Source organism: Nocardiopsis sp. NPDC055879 (genome assembly GCF_053615935.1).
The window spans coordinates 22,510-40,758 of record NZ_JBSHCT010000029.1 but is presented as its reverse complement, the minus strand read 5'-3'; the positions used below and the strand labels follow the sequence as shown (position 1 = coordinate 40,758).

15 protein-coding genes are annotated in these 18,249 nt (G+C 69.9%); 3 read left to right on the top strand and 12 right to left on the bottom strand.

From position 1 onward, the window contains the following. Positions 1 to 177: 177 nt before the first annotated feature. The 5 genes from ACWGKS_RS26160 to ACWGKS_RS26140 are packed head-to-tail and all read right to left on the bottom strand — an operon-like array spanning position 178 to position 7,655. On the bottom strand, positions 178 to 1,362 hold the full coding sequence (locus tag ACWGKS_RS26160; RefSeq protein WP_358511919.1) for a VWA domain-containing protein: 1,185 nt from the start codon (positions 1,360 to 1,362) through the stop codon (positions 178 to 180). Further along, on the bottom strand, positions 1,359 to 3,725 hold the full coding sequence (locus ACWGKS_RS26155; protein WP_358511916.1) for a DUF5682 family protein: 2,367 nt from the start codon (positions 3,723 to 3,725) through the stop codon (positions 1,359 to 1,361). Before ACWGKS_RS26155 ends, ACWGKS_RS26160 begins: the two co-directional genes overlap by 4 nt. Then, positions 3,725 to 4,834, bottom strand: a complete 1,110-nt coding sequence (locus tag ACWGKS_RS26150; protein ID WP_358511913.1) for an ATP-binding protein — start codon at positions 4,832 to 4,834, stop codon at positions 3,725 to 3,727. Before ACWGKS_RS26150 ends, ACWGKS_RS26155 begins: the two co-directional genes overlap by 1 nt. Next, positions 4,831 to 6,405, bottom strand: a complete 1,575-nt coding sequence (locus ACWGKS_RS26145; protein WP_358511910.1) for a DUF5691 domain-containing protein — start codon at positions 6,403 to 6,405, stop codon at positions 4,831 to 4,833. The genes ACWGKS_RS26150 and ACWGKS_RS26145 overlap by 4 nt, the downstream gene beginning before the upstream one ends. Further along, positions 6,402 to 7,655: an SWIM zinc finger family protein gene (locus ACWGKS_RS26140; protein ID WP_358511981.1), complete on the bottom strand. Its 1,254-nt coding sequence runs from the start codon at positions 7,653 to 7,655 to the stop codon at positions 6,402 to 6,404. The genes ACWGKS_RS26145 and ACWGKS_RS26140 overlap by 4 nt, the downstream gene beginning before the upstream one ends. 467 nt (positions 7,656 to 8,122) lie before the next feature. On the opposite strand from ACWGKS_RS26140, the gene ACWGKS_RS26135 reads away from it, so the two are divergent. Next, complete coding sequence (locus tag ACWGKS_RS26135) at positions 8,123 to 9,505, top strand: cytochrome P450 family protein (RefSeq protein ID WP_358511907.1); 1,383 nt, start codon at positions 8,123 to 8,125, stop codon at positions 9,503 to 9,505. 49 nt (positions 9,506 to 9,554) lie between these two features. On the opposite strand, the gene ACWGKS_RS26130 is transcribed toward ACWGKS_RS26135, so the two are convergent. Then, a complete protein-coding gene (locus ACWGKS_RS26130) occupies positions 9,555 to 10,532 on the bottom strand; it encodes a TIGR03557 family F420-dependent LLM class oxidoreductase (protein WP_358511904.1) in 978 nt (325 codons plus the stop codon). A 154-nt stretch (positions 10,533 to 10,686) separates the two neighbouring features. Between ACWGKS_RS26130 and ACWGKS_RS26125 the strand changes: the two genes are divergently transcribed. Then, positions 10,687 to 11,541, top strand: coding sequence for an SDR family oxidoreductase (locus ACWGKS_RS26125; protein WP_358511901.1), 855 nt, complete (start codon positions 10,687 to 10,689; stop codon positions 11,539 to 11,541). A gap of 97 nt (positions 11,542 to 11,638) precedes the next feature. On the opposite strand, the gene ACWGKS_RS26120 is transcribed toward ACWGKS_RS26125, so the two are convergent. Then, positions 11,639 to 12,055, bottom strand: coding sequence for a ChaB family protein (locus ACWGKS_RS26120; RefSeq protein ID WP_452456182.1), 417 nt, complete (start codon positions 12,053 to 12,055; stop codon positions 11,639 to 11,641). 270 nt (positions 12,056 to 12,325) lie between these two features. On the opposite strand from ACWGKS_RS26120, the gene ACWGKS_RS26115 reads away from it, so the two are divergent. Then, entirely contained in the window at positions 12,326 to 13,264 is a 939-nt protein-coding gene (locus tag ACWGKS_RS26115) for an alpha/beta hydrolase family protein (RefSeq protein WP_452524339.1), read from the top strand. Positions 13,265 to 13,369: 105 nt separating this feature from the next. On the opposite strand, the gene ACWGKS_RS26110 is transcribed toward ACWGKS_RS26115, so the two are convergent. Genes ACWGKS_RS26110 through ACWGKS_RS26090 form a run of 5 tightly spaced genes read right to left on the bottom strand, consistent with a single transcriptional unit; the run spans position 13,370 to position 18,230 of the window. Beyond that, positions 13,370 to 14,695 (bottom strand): ABC transporter substrate-binding protein, encoded by a 1,326-nt coding sequence (locus tag ACWGKS_RS26110; protein ID WP_452524337.1) that lies wholly within the window; start codon positions 14,693 to 14,695, stop codon positions 13,370 to 13,372. A gap of 22 nt (positions 14,696 to 14,717) precedes the next feature. After that, positions 14,718 to 15,794: a branched-chain amino acid ABC transporter permease gene (locus tag ACWGKS_RS26105; RefSeq protein WP_358511892.1), complete on the bottom strand. Its 1,077-nt coding sequence runs from the start codon at positions 15,792 to 15,794 to the stop codon at positions 14,718 to 14,720. A gap of 2 nt (positions 15,795 to 15,796) precedes the next feature. Continuing rightward, complete coding sequence (locus ACWGKS_RS26100; protein ID WP_358511890.1) at positions 15,797 to 16,648, bottom strand: branched-chain amino acid ABC transporter permease; 852 nt, start codon at positions 16,646 to 16,648, stop codon at positions 15,797 to 15,799. An 11-nt stretch (positions 16,649 to 16,659) separates the two neighbouring features. Continuing rightward, positions 16,660 to 17,379: an ABC transporter ATP-binding protein gene (locus ACWGKS_RS26095; protein ID WP_452456178.1), complete on the bottom strand. Its 720-nt coding sequence runs from the start codon at positions 17,377 to 17,379 to the stop codon at positions 16,660 to 16,662. After that, a complete protein-coding gene (locus ACWGKS_RS26090) occupies positions 17,376 to 18,230 on the bottom strand; it encodes an ABC transporter ATP-binding protein (RefSeq protein WP_452456177.1) in 855 nt (284 codons plus the stop codon). Before ACWGKS_RS26090 ends, ACWGKS_RS26095 begins: the two co-directional genes overlap by 4 nt. Positions 18,231 to 18,249: the final 19 nt, after the last annotated feature.

Sequence of the window (18,249 nt, the reverse complement as noted above, 5' to 3'; positions counted from 1 at the left end):
GCCGGAGGTCCTCCGTGGATCTGCGCGTTCCCCCGCGGGGAAAGCCCCTGGCGTGCTGAACCTCTGATGTCGGGCACACCGGCACCACCGAATCGACCACTCCGACCCCGCTCCCAAGCCGCTCGGAGAGCACGGTGGAGGCCGCCGAGCGCGGCCTCCACCCCCGTTCGGGGGAACCTATCCGTCGAGGTGTTTGTCGACCCAGGCGTCCAGGGGCTGGTCCTGGATGGCGGCGGCCATCAGCTCGGGGAACACGTCCGGGGTACAGGCGAACGCCGGGACGCCCAGTTCGGCCAAGGCGGCGGCGTTGTGGCGATCGTAGAACGGCGCGCCCTCATCCGACAGGGCCAGCAGCACCACGACCTGGACCCCGGCGGCCCTCATCGCCGCGACCCGCTTGAGCATCTCCGCGCGAACGCCCCCTTCGTAGAGGTCGCTGATGAGCACGAAGATCGAGTCGGTGGGACGGTCGATCAGTCCCTGGCTGTAGGCGATGGCCTTGTTGATGTTGGTGCCGCCGCCGAGCTGGGTGCCGAACAGGACCTCGACGGGATCGGTGAGTTGTTCGGTGAGGTCCACGACGGCGGTGTCGAACACGACCAGGGACGTCTTCAGGGTGCTCATGGAGGCCAGCACCGCACCGAAGACACTGGCGTAGACGACGGAGGACGCCATCGAACCGCTCTGGTCGATGGCCAGCACCACGTCCTTCTGGACTCCCTGGCTGCGACGCCCGTGGCCGATGAGGGTCTGCGGGATCACCGTGTTGTACTCGGGCAGGTAGTGCGCGAGGTTGCGGCGGATGGTGGCGTTCCAGTCGATGTCGGCCACGCGCCGGGGCCGGTGGGTCTTGGTGGAACGGTCGATCGCGCCCTTGATCTCGGAACGGGTCTTCTGCGCGACCCGCTTCTCCAGGTCCTCGACGACCTTGCGCACGATCTCCCGGGCGGTCTCGCGCGCCTCCGCGGGCATCACCCGATTGAGGGAGAGCAGGGTCCCGACCAGGTGCACGTCGGGTTCCACCGCCTCCATCATCTCCGGCTCCAGCAACATCTGCTGTAGCCCGAGCCGCTCCATGGCGTCGGTCTGCATCACCCGGACGACGGAGGAGGGGAAGTACTCGCGGATGTCGCCCAGCCAGCGGGCCACCCGTGGCGCGGAACCGCTGAGGTCGGCGCCTCGGCCACCGGATCCGCCGAGACCGCCTCCGGAGGAACGGCCGGAGCGGTTGTACAGGGCGGCCAGGGCGGAGTCCATCGCCTGATCGGCACCGGACAGGGTGGCGCAGTTGGACTCCTGTCCCAGGACCAGCCGCCAGCGGCGGGCCCGTTCGGTGGTCTCGGCCTTGGTCGTGGCGTTCACGCACCGCTCCTTTCGAGTAGTCCCAGTACCGCGGCCACGGCCGGAGCCGCCCGGTTCGCGTCGATCGGCCGTCGTTCACGGCTGTCGGTGACCCCACCGCCGTCGATCCTGGTCACCGCCGAACCGATCTCCTGACGCTCGGCGCCGTCGAAGGCCCCGAAGGTGCGACGGAGAAGGGGCAGGATCGCGGTGAAACGCTCCTCGGGCAGGGCCAGCAGCCAGGTGTCGATCATGCCGAGCAGCTCTTCGTCGTGGACCAGGATCAGCCCGCTGCCCTGGAGGAATCCCTCCAACCAGGCGACCGCCTGGGCGGGTTCGGTGCCCGGCGACATCACCAGACCGAGCCTGCGGCGAAGCTCGGGGGCGTCGACCCGTCCGCTGTCGGACAGGATCCGGTTCACCCGACCGGCGATCCGGCCGGGCACGTTGTCCCGGACGGCGAGGTCGGCGAGGGTGTCCAGCCAGGCCGGCAGGTCGTCGTCGAGCAGGGTGGCGGCGTTGTGGGTACGGTCCAGGGCGTTGACGAAACGGGCCGCGGCGTCGTCGTCGAGCCCGCGAACGGCCGGCGCCAACCCGGCCCGGACCCTGGCCAGGATCTGCTGGGCGACCGTGCGCAGGTGGCCGCTGTCGGTTCCACGCACGTCGCCGTACCGGGTGGAGCGGGCCAACGGTGGCAGCGCGGACATCAGGTGGGTGATGTCGCTGTCGGTGGCGGCCTTGTCGGTGAGCGTGGCCAGCACGGCCGGCAACGCCTCGCCCAGTTCGGCGAACAGGCACTGTTCGGTGAGCGCGGTGAGGGTGGGCAGTTCGGCGTCGGCCGCGATCTCCACCACGCGGGCGGAGGAAGCGGACGCCACGGTGGTTCCGTACGGGGCCGCCTCGATCAGCGCCACGTCCATCTCGGGTTCCCAGCGCAGTCGCCAGCTCTCCCGGAACGTGCCGCGTTGACCGCCGTCGGGCGTGCGCGGCACACCCCATTCGACGCCCAGGAGCCGGAGCCGGTGCAGCAGCACGCTGCGTTCGTGCTGACCGTCCTTGCGCAGGTCGAGGTCGAGGTCGCGGTCGAAGGCCTCGGGCTTGAGGCGGAGCCGTTTCTGCGCGGCCATGAGGTCGCGCTGCAACGGCACCATGGGGGTCTCCGGTGGCACGGAACCGAGCCGTTCGCCGATCGCCATCCGCCCGTGCACGAGGGCGGCGCGTGTCTGCTCGCCCTCGCAGAGGACGGCGGTGGTCGCCTCGGCGACCTCGTCGAGTCCGGCGAGCGGTCGTCCGCGCAGGATGGCCAGGCTCTCGGCCAGCCGCACCCCCTCGATCACGTGCGAGGAGGACACCTGCTGGCCTTCCTCGCGCAGCATGCGGGCGGCCGCGGTGAGCCACCGGTGCACCGGACGATCCGTGGCGGTGAACAGGTGGTGGTACCAGCCCGGGGCGGTCACCCCGGCACCGTAGCCACTGGCGGAGGCGAGCCGCCCGTGGGTCCAGGGCACCCAGGTGGCGGCCGTCTTCACCTTGGGCAGCCCCTTGAGCAGGGCGGTGTCGTCCTTGATCGAGTAGTCGCCCAGGTCGCGCAGGGCCGGGGCGTGCCAGGCACCGCAGACCACCGCGATCCGCTCGTACCCCTGTTTGAGCGCACCGCGCAGGGTCTGGCGCATGTACGCCTCCCGGCGCGCGTCCCGCCCGGTCTCGGGTCCGGACTCGGCGCGCACGGCGGCCATGGCGTCGGCGATCGCGGGAAAGGGCGAGGGCTCACCGTCGGTGCGCTGCTCCACGACGTCGTCCCACCAGCGTTCGGCGTCGTCGTAGCCGGCGGCCTCGGCGAGCACCCCCAGCGGGTCCAACCGCACCCGTGGTTCCTCCGCCTGTTCTGGAACCTGTTCGGGCTCGGGGTCCTCCGCCTGTTCCGGGGTCTGGTCCGTCTCCTCGTTCTCCGCCGCCTCGCTCGCGGCCCTCTCGTTCTCGGCCTTCTCCCGCCGTTCCTCGGCTTCCTCGGCACGGGCGATACGTTCGGCGATGGTGTGGGCCGCGGGCAGGTCGCAGAACCGCACCGGTACGTCGTTGTCGTGGGCGTGGCGCAGGGCGGCCCACTCCGGGGAGAAGCTCGCGAACGGCCAGAAGCCCCAGCCCTGCCGCGATCGGACCGAACCGGCCTTGGGGGTGTCGGCCAGGTGCACCAACAGCGCCACGGGTGGTTCGAGCCCACCGACCAGGGAGGTGATGGAGTCGGCCTCTGGTGGCCCTTCGATCAGCACCAGGTCGGGCTTGATCTCGTCCAGGGCGGCCCGCACGGCCCGGGCGGAACCCGGGCCGTGGTGGCGGACGCCCAGGACACTCACCTTGGAGGTGTCCACTCGGGGGCGTCCCATCAGGCGCCCACCTCGCGGCAGGCCTGGTAGAAGTCGTTCCAGCCCTCGCGCTCGCGGGCGACGGTCTCCAGGTACTCGCGCCACACGACGCCGTCGGCGACGCGGTCCTGCACGACGGCGCCCTGGATGCCGGCGGCCACGTCGGAGGGCCGCAGCTCCCCGTCGCCGAAGTGCGCGGCCAGGGCGATTCCGCTGGTGATCACCGAGATCGCCTCGGCGGTGCTGAGGGTGCCGCTGGGCGACTTGACCTTGGTGGTGTTGTCCTCGGTGACCCCCGAACGCAGTTCCCGGAAGACCGTCACCACGCGCTGGATCTCGGTGAGGCTGGTGGGCACCTCCGGCAGTTCGAGCGAGCGGCCGAGCTGCTCCACCCGCTGGGTGACGATGCGGACCTCGTCCTCCGCGCTGTCCGGGACGGGCAGCACCACCGTGTTGAACCGACGGCGCAGAGCACTGGACAGGTCGTTGACGCCGCGGTCGCGGTCGTTGGCGGTGGCGATGATGTTGAAGCCGCGCCGGGCCTGGACCTCGATGCCGAGTTCGGCCACGGGCAGGGCCTTCTCCGAGAGGACGGTGATGAGACCGTCCTGCACGTCGGAGGGCATACGGGTGAGTTCCTCGATGCGACCGATCGACCCGCGGGCCATCGCGTTCATGATGGGGCTGGGCACGAGCGCCGCCTCGGAGGGCCCTTCCGCGAGCAGGCGGGCGTAGTTCCACCCGTACCGGACGGCCTCCTCGGAGGTGCCGGCGGTGCCCTGGACCAGCAGGGTGGAGTCACCGGCGATCGCGGCGGCCAGGTGCTCCGACAGCCAGGTCTTGGCGGTACCGGGCACACCGATGAGGAGCAGGGCGCGGTCGGTGGCCAGGGTCGCCACCGCGACCTCGACGACCCGACGGGAACCGATGTACTTCGGGGTGATCTCGGTGCCGTCGTCGAGGGTGGTGCCCAGCAGGTACCGCGTGACGGCCCACGGGGACAGCTGCCAGCCCGGAGGGCGCTGACGGTCGTCGACCTTGGCCAGAGCCTCCAGCTCAGCGGCGTAGGTCTGCTCGGCGTGGGGGCGCAGCGCGCTCGCGGAGTCGGTGCTGAGTGCGGTGGTGGTCACGAAAGCTCCTTGTGCATTTCGAGGCGGAATCGGAGGGTGTCGCGGAGGCGGAGGTATTCGTGCGCCTCCTCCTCGTTGGGCGAGGACTCCGGAAGCAGGTCCAGGTGTTCGGGTGGCATGGACTCGGCGGCGATCACGCAGAGCCGCTGGTGGGCGTGTGTGTCCGTGGGGCTGCGACGATCGGTCGATCGGCTCAGGACCTCGACGACGTCAGCCGACAGTTCCCGGGTCCACGGGGTGGGGAGGGCGGTCAGGACCTGGCACAGGGTGATCTTGCCCTTGGTCCGCCCGATGACCGCGCGGATCCGTTCGCACCGTTCGTCCACCGGCAGTGGGGCGAGCAGCTGCCGGATCCGCTGTCGTTGTAGATCATGGACCGACCCACCGACCATTCGGGACAATCCGACGGTCGGGTGGTCGAGCACCGCTCGTGCCCAGGTGGCGTCCCCGCGCAGGCCCACCGCGTCGATGATCGCCTCCCGCAGAAGGTCGTCCTCGGCGACTCGGGTGAGGACCCCGTCCGGGGTGGTGTCGAGGAGTTCGGTCCACACGTCCGGCGGTGTGTGCGTGATGAGGACCTGGTGACGCTCGCGGTGTTCGTCCTGGGGGCGTGGGTCCTTGACGCGCGACCGGGTCTTGGCGGCGACCAGGGCGAGGTCGCGCAGGAGTTCCGGTTCGTCGGGGTCGACGTTCTCCAGGTGGACGGGGTTCGGGGCGTCCGGGACCACCCGCAGCCGACGACGCAGGTACCCGCGCAGCCGGTGGGCGTGCGCGCCGTCGGGAAGCCCCACCAGGAGGGACAACGCACGTCCTCGGACGCTGGCGTTGCCGTCGTCCAGGGCCTGGTCGAGCAGCGGTTCGTCCTCGGGTTCCAGCGTGGGTTCGAGGGTTTCCAGGAGATCTCTGCGCACCTCGCCACGGCCCTCGTTCGGCCATGCCTTCCGGACCAGGTCACGGCCGGCCGCGGGGTCCTGGGCTCGGAGGGCGGACAGCGCACGGCGGCGTCGCTCCGGGGTGCCCTGTTCCCAGGTCCGCTGGTCGAAGGTGTCACCGGGCATCGGTTCCGCGGTGATGAAGGACCACGGCTTGTTGAAGCCGGCCAGCCAGACACCGCGCGTTCCCACGGCGGCGGCCACGGCCGGCCGCAGCTTGCGGTCGCGGGCCGCGCGATCGAGCAGGTCGGGGATGCGGGCGCGGGGCACGCACCGACCGGAGCGGACGAGCAGGTCGAGCCACTCGGCCAACAGTTCGGGACGGCCGGCGAGGATGACGTCGAGACGGTGTGTCTCGGCCACGCCGATCTCGGGGAGCGGGTCGGAGGGGTCCGGGTCGATGGGGGTGGCGGTGTGCGCGATGTACCCCGCCTTGGCGCGGACCGTCTCGACGACGGCGAGGTCGAGCAGCGCGGTGGCGTTCTCGGAGCGTTCGGGCAGACCGGGCGGGGTGGGCACGGTACGTCGGGCGGTGCCGACCAGGGCGGCGGAGACCAGCCGTCCCCAGTCCGTACCGGTGTTTCCACGGGGGTCGGAGGCGTCCGCCTCGTGTTCGGGGGTCGAGGGTTCCTGGTTCACAGGGCTAGGGCTCTTCCTTCGTCGTCCCACAACGTCATGGGGGCCAGTCCGGCCTTGGGCGACCATTCGGCGGCCACGGTGGTGGGCCGGCCTCCGGTCGCGGCGAGGACCGCCCAGAGGGTTCCGGTCTCCAAGGGCAGCGCGGCGCCGTTCGGGTCGGCCATGTACCAGCCGTTGCCCGCGCGGGCCGGAACGGCGTGCTCCAGCACCACGGGCCATTCCTCCAACCACGGGTCGTCGGCCAAGGCCCTCGCGTGCGAGTCCAGGGCCTGGTCGATACCGCCGCCCGTCGGTGGGGTGCAGGCCCGTTCGGTCATCCGGTCGGTCCGCACCGCCCGTCGCCCGTCCGGGTGGAAGGCGAGTTCGCCCTCGGCCTCGGTGCCGGACCGGAAGGGCGACTCCGGGGTCTGTCCCGTTCGCGCGTAGCTCAGGACCAGGGCCACACGCCCGGTGTCGGCCCCGCGCAGCCAGGTTCGACGGCTGCGCATGCCGTCGGGGGTGAGTCCGTCGTTGTGGCCCAGGACCCGCCAGGTGTCGTGGACGCGCTCACCGGAGGTGAGGACGTCCTCGGAACGGGTGCTGATACCGACTCGTGCGCGCAGCACCGCGCGGGTGCGTTCGTCGACCTCTTCCCTGGCCAGGTAGCCGTCGACCAGTAGGTGGAGCATGCCCAGACGTTCCAGGAGACGGTCCGGCCAGTGGTCGCCACCGCCCCGTTGTGGCAGTTGGGTGACCAGGGAGGCGGCGCCGGAGGCCTTGGCGTCCACCAGGCGTTTGGCCATGCGGTCCCAGTGGTCGTAGCCCAGACGCGGCACCTCGGCCAGACCGGCGTCGACCTGGTCGTGCAACCAGACCCTCAGCTCTTCGAGGCCCACCGCGACCGCGTCCTCCCTGGCCTTGAGGGTGGCGGCGGCCTTCTTCGGATCGACGGGCGCAGCGGCGGCCCCGCCGGCGGCGCGATCGGCTCGGGTCTGTCTCCCGGAGAGCCACTTGGCGACCCACTCGGGCCGTTCCTCCGCCGGTTCCACCGAACCCTGACTCCACAGGGCCAGCAGCGCGAGGACGTGCTTGCAGGGGATCTTTCGGCTGGGGCAGCTGCACTTGTAGGCGGGGCCCTTGTCCCCGTCCAGGTGCGCGGCGGCCAGGTACGGCTTGGACCCACTGCCCTTGCACTCACCCCACACCGCCGAGGTCGCTCCACCCTCGGCGGCGATCACGCCGCTCGCGGGCCAGGACCCGGACTTGGCCACCTTGAGAGCGGCCTTGTGGGATGAGGCGTCCGGTGCCAGCGCCCAGACTTCGTCGGTACTCCATCGATCGCTCACACAGGAAACATTAGTGATCACCACTGACAATCCAGGGGGCTTCGGGACAACTTCGACCCAACTCCGATGACCGTGTCACCGGAGCGTCCCGGCCGCCCCTCCGCGCCCCGGGGACACTTCCCGAAGGAGGGACGATTAGCGCTAAAGCACCGGAAACACGAAGGCGAATACCTATTGCCCTTTCTCTCACCGAAAGCCACAAATGAATACGACGCTGTTGTGAGGACGCCGGGCCGAACCTAGAATGCGACGACCGCGGTGGCCCATCCCCGACCACCGGTCCCCCGTTTTTCCAACCTCTCCCCCTTCCCATCACCACGGCAGTGTCACGACTTCTCGAAGGGAGGGAAGGGGGACCGCGAACCCTCATTCCCGGTCGCCCGTACACCCTGATGAACACGACCCGACCCGATGGAGAACACGGGATATCCGCCCTCGCCCAAGGAAATTCGGCCGAAGCCACGCCCCTGTACGGAACGACTCCGCCCGGTGGACGCGACGGCCTGTGGCGCAGGCTCCGCGAACGACACGGGCCCATCGCTCCGGTGGAGCTGGAACCGGGGGCCAAGGCCTGGATCCTGCTCGACTACCACGAGAACCTCACCGTGCTCCAGCAACCGCACCTGTTCTCGCGGGACACCCGTCGCTGGCGGGAGGTGGTCGAGGGCCGGATCGACCTCGCCAAGACCCTCCCGATGATGTCCTGGCTGCCCAACGCGCTCTTCGCGGACGGCGAGGAGCACCACCGCCTGCGCGCTCCGATCATGGACGGTATCGGCGGGATCGACATGTCCGCCATGGCCGGGACCGTGCGCGACATCGCCGACGAACTGGTCGATTCCTTCGTCATCCGTGGCGAGGCCGACCTGATCGAGGAGTTCGCCGCCACCCTGCCGGTCCTGGTCCTCAACCGGCTCTTCGGTCTGGCCGACGGTTACGGACACATGCTCGGAGACCTGACCACGACCGTGTTCGGTGAGGACGCCGGCCGCGCCGAGGAGGCGGTCGAGCGCATGCAGCAGTACTTCGCCGGGTTGGTCGCCCGCAAGGCCGAGCACCCGGGGCCCGACCTCGTCACCCGGATGCTCGAACACCGGTCGGGACTCAGCCCGAGCGAGGTCGCCTATACGGCCGCCCTCATCATCAGCGCCGGCCACATGCCCACCACCCACCTCATCGGCAACAGCGTGCGCACGCTGCTCACCGACGAGCGCATGCACGAGGCCCACACCGACGCGCGTCTGTCCACCCACGATCTCCTGGACCACGTCATGTGGACGGACACGCCCTTCCAGGTCCTGGCCGGGCGGATCGCCATGCAGGACATGCGGATCGGTGACGCGCGCATTCGCTCCGGCGACGCCCTCTTCATCGGTATCGACGCCGCACACCGGGATCCGAGCGTGCGGGGCGGCCACCCCGACCCCGACACCGGGTTGGCCAGCGGGCGCCGCGCCCACCTGGTGTTCGGGGCCGGACCGCACAGTTGCCCCGCCCGCTCACTGGGGCGGTTGGTGGCCTCCATCGGGGTGAACGTCCTTCAGGAACGGCTCGGCGGCCTGCGGTTGGCCGTGCCACCGGAGGAACTGAGCGTGGTGAACTCCCCGTTCCTGCGCGGGCTGCGTCGGCTGCCCGTCTCCTTCACCCCCGGACGACCGAGCGAACCTCCTGCCCTCCGGACCCGGCGGACCGAACAGGTGCCGGTCCCGGTAGAGGAGGAGGAACCCCCGGAGGACCTGCTGGGCCGCCTGCTCCGCTGGTGGCGCGGGTTGTGATCGCACGGCCCGGGTCGTCCGGTGTCGGGGCGTCCGGAGGAGGCCTCCCTCATGCGCCGACGGGTGTCCGCGTCATGTCCCGGATCGGCCCGGCCAGCTCTCTCTCGAAGAACTCGAAGAAGCCCTCGGTGTCGGGCCCGGCGTTGATCAGGGCCAGGTGATCGAATCCGGCGGACACGAAGGAACGGACCACCTCCAGGTGACGTTCCGGATCCGGGCCGTACCCGAACACGTCCGCCATGGCCTCCCGGCTGATCAGTGAGGTCGCCGCCTCGAAGTTCACCGGGTTGGGCAGCTCGGACTGGACCTTCCAACCGGTGAGCGCGAAGCGGAACAGCTCACGGGCCGATTCCAGCGCGGAACCGTCGTCGGCGGCCCAGGCCAAGGGGACCTCCCCGAAGCAGGGGCCGTCGCCGCCCTGGCCCCGGTAGGTCTCGGTGAGCGCCACTCCGGGTTCGGTCCCGAAGAGTCCGTCCCCGTACCGGGCCGCCAGGCGTGCCGACCTCGCCCCCGACGCGGCCACGATCACCCGTGGCGGCCGTTCGGGCAGGTCGAACACCCGGGCGTCCTCCAGGGTCAGGTGTTCTCCCTTGTAGGAGTGGTAGCCACCGGACCACAACAGCCGCATGATCTCGATGGATTCGCGGAGCATCTCGTGGCGGGTGGTGACGTCGGGCCACCCCTTGCCCACCACGTGTTCGTTGAGACGTTCCCCCGATCCCACCCCCAGGGTGAAACGCCCATCGGAGAGCAGCGCGGTGGTCGCGGCCGCCTGCGCGACGATCGCCGGATGGACCCTGATGAACGGGCAGGTCACACCTGTGACGATCTCGATCCGTTCGGTCCGCTCGGCGATCGCGGCCAGCATGGACCACACGAACCCGGAATGTCCGTGGCTGAACAACCACGGGTGGAAGTGGTCGCTGATCTCGACGAAGTCGAACCCGGCGCGTTCGGCGCGCACCGCCTGTTCGACGATTTCCCGAGGTCCGTATCCCTCGGCGAAGAGCTTGTAACCGACTCGCATGAGAACCCCCTCGTCCAGTGCCCTGACCGGCTCGGTCGCAACGGAAACACCACCGATCGGAAAAAACACCCTCCGGTCCGGGGCCACACCCCCTGACTCCATGTGTGGCCGCGCCACCGGTCGGGCAGGGCGGCCGGTGGGAGGGGAGAACACCATGAACCACGAACAACCGCCCGCTCAGAGCCAGCCGTACCCGGGCCGGACCGAACCCATGGATCCTCAGCCTCGGGACGAGATGCGCGACTACGAGGGGCGCGGTCTCCTCAGTGGCCGCCGCGCCCTGATCACGGGAGGCGACTCCGGTATCGGGCGTGCCGTGACGGTGGCCTTCGCCAAGGAGGGCGCCGACTCCGTCTTCGGTTACCTGAGCGAGGACGCCGAGGCCCAGCACACGGCCGACCTGGTGCAGGCGGAAGGTCGTAGGGCCGTGGGGATCCGAGGCGACCTGGCCGACGAGTCGCACTGCGGCCACCTGGTGCGACGGGCCGTCGAGGAGCTCGGCGGGATCGACATCCTGGTGGAGCACGCCGCCACCCAGACACCGGTCGAGAACTTCACCGACCTGACCACCGAGCAGCTGCGTCGGACCTTCGACGTCAACGTGATGGGGGTGTTCTGGACCATCCGGGAGGCCCTCCCGCACATGTCCGACGGGGGATCGATCATCATCACCGGCTCGATCAACGGGCTGCGGGGCAACGATTCCCTGATCGACTACGCGTCGAGCAAGTCGGCCGTGATGAACCTGTCGCTGTCCCTGTCCAAGGTGTTGATGAACCGGGGAATCCGGGTGAACTGTGTGGCCCCAGGCCCGGTGTGGACCCCGCTGATCCCCGCCACCCTGGGCGAAAGCGGCAGCGAGGGGTTCGGGAAGCAGGATCCCATGGGTCGGGCCGCGGACCCGGACGAGATCGCGCCCTCGTACGTGTTCTTCGCCAGCGAGCGGCTCTCGTCCTTCTACTCGGGCGAGACGCTCACGCCCACCGGGGGCGAGATCCAGGGCAGCTGAGGCACACGACCGACCAAGGGGAAGGGCGGCGCACCCGCGGGTGCGCCGCCCTCGTGTGTGGGCTCGTGTGTTCGGGCCCGCGTGCGAGGCCCGATGTTCAGCTGGAGCGCCGCGAGCCCGAGGTCCTGCGGTTGCTCTCCTTCTGCAGGGCCTTCACCAGCTCGTCCTTGCGCATCCGGGACCGCCCGGAGATACCCAACTGGCGGGCACGCTGGTAGAGGTGCTCCTTGCTGGCGTTGGCGTCGACACCACCGGCCGTGGGTCGGTCCGAGCCGGGACGCCGCCCCGCCGAGGGGTTCTTCGCCTGCTGGTCCGAGGGGCCCTTGCTCTCCTTCGGCTCCCAGCGGTCACCGACCTTCTCGAACTTGCGCTTGACCGCGGCGAAGGCGACCCGATGGGCGCGTTCGCCCTCCCCGTACTCCTGGACCGCGCTGTCGTGCGCCTCGATCCACGTGCGCTGTGCCTTCTCCGGCGACCGGCGCAGAGTGTCCGGTAGTTCGTCGACTCCTGGCACCGTCCTCACCCCCTGGGCTTCGGTTCCTTACGGGCCGCCCTGCCCGACCCCGCGCCAAGGGAAACACCGACAACCCTCTCGAACTGGGAACACACGGACGCTGGTGATTCGACGGATGCGCGTTCACACAATCGACCGCATAGTGAACCCACATCCCGAGAACCAGTAAGGGAAAGGCGATTCCCTCACCTTTGACCTTTCCTCGGGAAACCCCCGATCCGCGATAACCGAAAGGCCGCGGATTCCCGCTGCACGAGAAAGGGAAATCACGTGCTGACCGAAACTCCCCCGTCCCCCGAAGGGCGTACCCGCCCCAGAACGCGGGCCCGCTCCTGGATGTCCGGACTCGCCGCGAAGTCCGCCCTCGTCTTCGGACTGTCGCTGATCGGCGCCGGCACCACCGTCGGCCCGGCCCTGGCCGAGAGCCCGCACGAACGCGGCCCGGACCCCACCGAGTCCAGCGTCACCGCGCCCCGCGGGCACTTCGACACCGACACCACTTCCGTCTCCTCACTGGTCAGCGGCTTCGGTGGGGGCACGATCTACTACCCGACCGACACCAGCGAGGGCACCTTCGGCGGTGTGGTGATCGCCCCCGGTTACACCGCAGGCGAGTCCTCCATGTCCTGGTACGGGCACCGCCTGGCCTCGCAGGGGTTCGTGGTGTTCACCATCGACACCAACACCCGCTTCGACCAGCCGAACAGCCGCGGCCGCCAGATCGAGGCCGCGCTCGACTACCTGGTCGAGGACAGCGACGTCAACGACACGGTGGACGGTGACCGACTGGCCGTCATGGGGCACTCCATGGGCGGCGGCGGAACGCTCGCCGCGGTGGACGACCGGCCCGAGGTGCGCGCGGCGATCCCGCTCACCCCCTGGCACACCAGCAAGAACTGGTCGAGCGTCGAGACGCCCACGCTGATCGTCGGCGCCGAGAACGACGTGACGGCCTCGGTCCGCTCGCACGCGATCCCGATGTACGAGAGCCTGCCGAGTTCTCTGGACCGCGCCTACCTGGAGCTGCGCGGCGCGAGTCACTTCGCGCCGAACGTCTCCAACACCACGATCGCCAAGTACAGCATCTCCTGGCTGAAGCGGTTCGTGGACGAGGACGAGCGGTATGAGCAGTTCCTGTGCCCGCCGCCCAGGACCGGGTTCGGCACGGACTTCTCCGACTACCGGGACTCCTGCCCGCACGGCGGCTGACCCTCTCTTGTGAACATCCGACCCCGCACCACGGCGGCCCGGAGGAATCTTCCTCCGGGCCGCCGTTCGTCGTTCTCCCTCGCCGTCGGTTCGGGAGCGTCGGTACTAGTCGTGGAAGGGCAGGGTGTCCGGCATCAGGGGCTCGAAGTCGACCTCCTCGATGTCACCGCCCTCGCGGTCGGTGACACGCGGCTCCTGGACCACCTCGATGGCGCCACCCTCCTGGTACTGGACCACGTACACGCCCTGGTGGCCACCGTGGTCACCCTCGGAGGAGGAGAAGGGCACCGGGCCGGGTCCCTGCCACTCCTGGCTCTCCATGGCGTCGATCAGGGACTGGCGGGTGAGGCCCTCGCCGGCGGACTTGAGGACCTGGGCGAACATCACGGCCTGGGTCATGCCGAAGACGTGCGTGTTGGTGACGGTGTCGCCCTCGCCGTACTCGTCGTAGATCGAGAGGAAGAACTGTCCCCACTCGTCGTCCTCGTCCTCCACCCGGGGCATGTAGGTGGTGATCAGCATGTCCGACAGGAACTCGTCGGCCGGGACGTCCTCGGCGTCGCTGCCCTCGGTGAACGTCGCGAGCAGCCCCTGCAGGGTCGTGGTGTCACCACCGATGCTGGAGACCACCCACTGGGGCTCGTAGCCGATCCGCGCGGCCTCCAGCATGCCCAGCGCGACGAACGCCGGGATGCAGGAGCACACGACGACCTCGGCGCCGGAGCTCTCCATCTCGGCGATCTGCGCGCTCAGGTCGCTGACCTCGGACTCGTAGTGCTCACGGGCGACGACGTCGTCACTGAGGTACTGGTCGAGCCCGGCCTGGGAGTCCTCTCCGACGTCGTCGTTCTGGTACAGGTAACCGACGGACTCACCGGGGAAGTTCTCGGTGATGTACTCACCCTGGATCTTCGCTTCCTTGGTGTAGTCGGTCTGCCAACCGTAGGTGAGCGGGTGCTCGTCCGGGTTGTTCCAGGCCAGGGCGCCGGAGGAGGGGAAGATGTCGGGCACCCCCTCCTCGTTCAGGTAGTCCAGGACACCGCTGTGGGTGGGCGTGCCCAGACCGCCGACCATCGCGAAGATCTCGTCCTCGATGACGAGCTGACGGGTGACGTCGATCGTCTGGGACGGGTCGTAGACGTCGTCCTCGATCCGGTAGTCGATCTCGCGCCCGTTCACCCCGCCCTGGGCGTTGACGAACTCGAACACGGCCGCCGCCCCCTGGGAGACCGCCAGGTATCCGGCCGACGCCGGTCCGGTCAGGGGCTGGTGGGTACCGATGACGACGGCGTCGTCGGTGACGCCCGGGGACACGTCCAGGTCGACCTCGGCGCTGTCGCCGACCTCGCCCGCGCCCGTGCAGGCGGTGGCGAACAGGACCAGGGCCAGGCCCGGAGCCAGAAGGGCCCGGGTTCCGGTACTTGTACGCATGGTTCTCTCCTTTGAAAGGGGGTTAGGAGTTGCGGGCTCGGAGGCGGGCTCTGAGGCTCTGGAGGGCCCCGTGGACACCCAGGGGCCAAAAACGCAGGACGAGGATGAGCACGACGCCGAAGAACACGATGGGCAGGTTGTTCTCGACGTCCCGGCTCAGCTCCATGGCGCGTGCCAGGTCGGTCGCCCAGATCTGCAGGTAGACGATGGCGATGGACGCCCACAGGGCACCCCACAGGCTGCCGATACCGCCCAACACCAGCGCGGCGAGCAGGGTCAGCGACAGCACGAGCGTGAAGCTGCTGGGTGTGACGGTGCCCAGGACGTAGGCCTGCAGGCCACCGGCCAGACCACCGGCGGTGGAGGCGATGACGAACGCGACCACCTTGGTCTTGCCGACGGGGACGCCGGCCATGGCGGCGGCGGTCTCGTCGTCGCGGATGGCGCGCATCCGACGGCCGAGGCGACCGGCGGAGATGGTGGCGAGCACCGCCAGGCCGATGACGACGGTGGTCCACACGACCAGTGCCCGCCATTCGCTGATGCTGAGGACGCCCTGAAGGAAGGGCGGAACCCCGGCGGTGCGGATGTTGAGCCCGTTGCTGCCACCGAGGAGGTCGTGGAAGCGGTGCGCGAGTCCGGGCAGTCCGACCGCGAGGATGAGGGTGGCGCCGGCCAGGTAGGGCCCGTGCAGGCGGGCGGTGGCCGCGCCGACCGCGACGCCGGCGACGATCGACACCACGACGATGATGCCGAGGTTGGCGCTGATCGGCAGCATCGGCTGATGCAGTACGAGCAGGGCCATCGCGTAGGCGCCGATCATCATGAACGCGCCGTGGCCGAGGGACACCTGCCCGGAACCGCCGACCAGCAGTTGGAGCCCGGCGATGGCGAGCATGGTGTACCCGATGGCGGCGATGCGCAGGGCGGTGAGATCACCGGTGACGAACAGCAGCCCGGTGACGGCGGCCAGGCCGAGCGCGGCCAAGACCAGGTGTCGGACGGGTAGGGGCAGTGCCGCCCAGCGGGACGGCCTGGGAACGGCCGCGGCCTCGGTGGGCGCGGTGCGCTTCTCGCGCTGTGCGGTGGGCTGGGACATGGCTACACCTTTCGCGCGGTCGGCCGGGACAGGATGCCGTCGGGGCGCACGCTCAGGACGAGGACGACGATGACGAGGGCGGACAGGGTGGCCAGCTCGGGCCCGAGGTACCCGGACACGTACGACATGCCGAGACCGATGAGCAGGCCGCCGATGACCGCGCCGAAGGGGTTGTCGAGGCCGCCGACGACGGCGGCGGTGATCCCGAAGACGAACACCACGTCGAAGACGTTGGGCGAGATGAACGGGGGCCCGGCGAGCATGCCCGCGAGGGCGCCGATGAGGGAGGCGATGCCCCATCCCGCGGTGAGCATCAGACCGACCTTCACCCCGCTGAGCCGTGCGGCCTCCGGGCGGAAGGCCGCGGCGCGCATGCGCAGGCCCAGCGGGGTGAACCGGTACACCAGGAAGAGCAGGAGGGCGACGACGCCCACGGCCGCCAGCGCGAAGGTGTCCGCGGGTGAGAAGCGGCCCACGTAGCTGAACGCGTAGCTGAATCCGTGTTGTTCGTTGCCCCAGGTCATGCCGACACCGCCCTGGATCACCAGAAGGAGGCCGAGGGTGACGATGATGGCGTTGAGCTGTGAGGTCTTGGCGATGGGCCGGATGATGACGCGCTCGACGAGGGCGCCCGCGGCCAGGCCCACGATGAGGGCGGCGGCGAACCCGATCCAGTAGGAGCCGGTGAGTTGGGTGATGGTGTAGGCGGCGTAGACCGCCACCAACGCCAGGGCGGGTTGGGCGAAGTTCACCAGCCGGGTGGCCTGGTAGATGATGACCAGGGACAGCGCGAGGGCCGCGTACGCCGCCCCGGACGCCAACCCGTTCAGGGTCAGGTTGATGAAGTGGGTCATGGGGATCTCCCTCAGAAACCGAGGTAGGCGTGGCGCGTGCGGTCATCGGCGAGGAGGTCGTCGGAGGGGCCCTCCGCGGCGACGCCGCCCTGGTTCAGCACGAACCCGTGGTCGGTGACCGACAGGGCACCGGCCGCGTTCTGTTCGACCAGGACGACGGTGAGTCCGGTACGGTCGCGCAGATCGCGCAGCAGGGTGAAGATCTGCTCGGTGATGAGCGGGGCGAGGCCGAGCGAGGGTTCGTCGAGCAACAACACCTTGGGGCGGGCCATGAGGGCACGGCCGATGGCGAGCATCTGGCGTTCGCCACCGGACAACGTGCTCGCGGACTTGTTCCGGCGTTCCGCCAGGGGCGGGAAGAGCTCCAGGACCTGGTCGAACGTCGTTCGGTCACGCCGGTCCGAGCGCCACAGGGAGCCCAGGCGCAGGTTCTCCTCGACGGTGAGTTCGACGATGACCCCACCGCCCTCGGGCACGTGGGCCAGCCCACGGGTGATGACCTTCTCGGTCGGCAGCCGGGTGATGTCCTCGTCTTCGAGCAGGACCCGGCCGGAGGTGGCGCGATGCAGTCCGGTGAGGGTGCGCAGCAGGGTGGTCTTGCCCGCGCCGTTGGCGCCGAGCACCGCGCAGAGCCCCCGGGCCGGGACGTCCAGGGAGACGTCGTCGAGGGCGCGGACGGGGCCGTAGTGGGCGGTCAGTCCTTGGATGGACAGGAGGGGTTCGGCGCTCATCGGACGGCTCCGTTCCGTCGCGTTCCGTTGAGTCCCCGCTCGTCGGCGCCAGGGCCGCCGGCGGTCGGCGTCTCGTCCGCGGGGGTGCCGAGGTAGGCCTGGGTGACGGCGGGGTCGGCCCGCACCTCGTCGGGGGTGCCGGCGGAGATGACCTTGCCGAAGTCGAGGACGAAGATGTGGTCGCACACGTCCATGACCAGGTCCATGTGGTGTTCGACGAGGACGACCGCCATGTCCCGACTGAAGCCGCGGATCTGTTCGGCGAGGGCGTTCATCTGCTGACCGGACAGGCCGCTGGCGGGTTCGTCGAGGAGGAGGAGTTCCGGCTCGCCCACGCAGGCGCGGGCCAGGGCGACCTGCTTCTGCACGCCGTAGGGGAGGGTGCCGGGCAGCCGCGTGGCGTACTCGGCGATACCGAACCGTTCGAGGGTCGCCAAGGCCCGCTCGCGGAGCTCCCTCTCGTCCTTGTGGTGTCGTCCGAGCCCGCTGATCAGGGAGAACGGGCCACCGCCCGCGAGCCGGTCCGCACCGACCATGACGTTCGCGATCACGGGCATCATCGGGAAGAGGTTGAGTCCCTGGAAGGTGCGGGCGATGCCGGCCTTGGCCAGGTGGTGGGTCCGGCGTCCGGGCGGTGGTTCCCCCTTCCAGGAGATGGTCCCGGCCGTGGGGCGCAGGACCCCGGACAGGACGTTGAACAGGGTGGTCTTGCCCGCACCGTTGGGGCCGATGAGTCCGACGACGGAGCCCGGTGCGACGTGGAGTCCGACGTCGTCGAGCGCGGTGAGGCCTCCGAAGCGCACGGTCACCCCGTCCGCTCTCAGGAGGTGTTCCGGTGCTGTCGTTTCCATGACTGCCTTTCTGGTGACG